The sequence below is a fragment of the Ruminococcus sp. D54t1_190329_F1 genome (genome assembly GCF_015551645.1).
GTDB lineage: Bacteria > Bacillota > Clostridia > Lachnospirales > Lachnospiraceae > Blautia_A > Blautia_A faecis.
In genome coordinates this window covers 1-1763 of the sequence record NZ_JADNDC010000094.1, presented here as the reverse complement: position 1 = coordinate 1763, position 1763 = coordinate 1, and the positions used below count along the sequence as shown (strand labels likewise).

Annotated in this window: 2 protein-coding genes; both read left to right on the top strand. The window is 35.0% G+C overall.

The annotated features are described in order from the left end of the window. Window positions 1-64 precede the first annotated feature (64 nt). A complete protein-coding gene (locus I2D69_RS19670) occupies window positions 65-745 on the top strand; it encodes a helix-turn-helix domain-containing protein (protein ID WP_173717586.1) in 681 nt (226 codons plus the stop codon). Beyond that, entirely contained in the window at window positions 742-1707 is a 966-nt protein-coding gene (locus I2D69_RS19665; RefSeq protein WP_173717587.1) for an IS3 family transposase, read from the top strand. Before I2D69_RS19670 ends, I2D69_RS19665 begins: the two co-directional genes overlap by 4 nt. Window positions 1708-1763: the final 56 nt, after the last annotated feature.

Genomic DNA, 1763 nt, shown 5'->3' with positions numbered 1-1763 from the left:
TGATATGATACCTCTAAAGTAGACAGATTAAATATAAAAATCTGTTACTTTGGAGGTATTTTTCATGCCAAAATCAAAACATTCACCTGAGTTTAGAGCTAAAGTATCGCAGGAATATCTGGATGGTATAGGTTCTATTCAGTTCCTTGCTGATAAATACAGTATAGGATATTCAACACTAAAAGGATGGATTAATGAATATCAAATTCATGGGATAGCTGCATTTTGTCATCCATCGAATAGAAATAGAACTTATTCAAAGGAGTTTAAACTCCGATGCGTAGAAGCAGTTCTAAATGGAGAAGGGACTGTTGACGATATCATCGCTAAATATGCAATATCTAGTCGTTCTGTTTTGCGAAGTTGGATTAAGGTGTATAATGCCAATAGAGAGTTCAAGGATTATAATCCAAAACGGGAGGTCTATATGGCAGAGGCACGAAGAAAAACAACACTTGAGGAACGAAAAGAAATCGTTAATTATTGCATCAACCATAATCGTGACTATAAGAATACAGCTACAAAATTCAATGTTTCTTACGGTCAGGTCTATTCTTGGGTAAAGAAATATGATAGTGATGGGGAATCCGGATTAACTGACAGACGCGGTCAACGTAAAACAGATGATGAAGTAGATGAATTAGAACGTTTGAGACGTGAAAACTTACGACTAAAGCGTCAGCTGGAAGAAAAGGATATGGTTGTTGAATTGTTAAAAAAAGTGAAAGACTTCGAAAGGATGTGAGGCTGGGTAAGGTTCGTCATGAATCAAAATATCTTGCGATAGAATATTTTCATACAGAGAAAAACTGGAGTATTGGATGGATGTGTAAACATTTGGAGGTCGCAAGAGCTGCTTATTATAAATGGCTACACCGTGAAACACCTGAGGATGAAATGGAAAACATCAAACTTGCAGAGCTCATTAAGGAGTATGATGAACGCTTTAGTCATATCTTAGGGTATCGGAGAATGACTTCTTGGATCAATCATTTTAATCAAACAAAGTACAGCAAAAATAGAGTTCACAGAATTATGAAAAAACTGGGAATCCATTCCGTTATACGAAAAAAGAAGAAAAAATATAGGAATGCCAATGCAGATGAAACAACACAAAATATATTACAAAGAGATTTTTACGCAACTGCACCCAATCAAAAATGGGCTACTGATGTGACTGAATTTAAAGTGCCAGGTAAAAAAAAGAAGTTGTATTTAAGTGCCATTATAGATCTGTATGATAGATATCCTGTGTCATATGCTGTTAGTGCCAGAAATGATAATAAATTAGTATTTAAAACTTTTGATAAGGCAATTGCGTTGAACCCCTGTGCAAAGCCGATTTTTCATTCAGATCGGGGATTCCAGTATACCAGCAAAATGTTTAAAAAGAAACTTGTAAAACAAGAAATGAGACAATCCATGTCTCGGGTTGGACATTGTATTGATAATGGGCCAACAGAAGGTTTCTGGGGAATTATCAAAGCAGAAATGTATCAGATGTACGAAATAACTGATGAATCCTCATTAAGATTTGCAATAAAGGATTATATAAGATTTTATAGTGAAGAACGTCCACAGGATAGGTATTGCTGCAAAACACCCCTAGAAGTACGTCAAGAAGCACTGAAATCTGACATACCAGTAGAATATCCTATTCCAGAAAACAAACGAATTAAAAAATATAAAGAGAAATGGTGTGCATAAAAATACCTACACTCCAAAATGAAATGTAGGTATTTTTGTCGCTTACCTTTAGATAT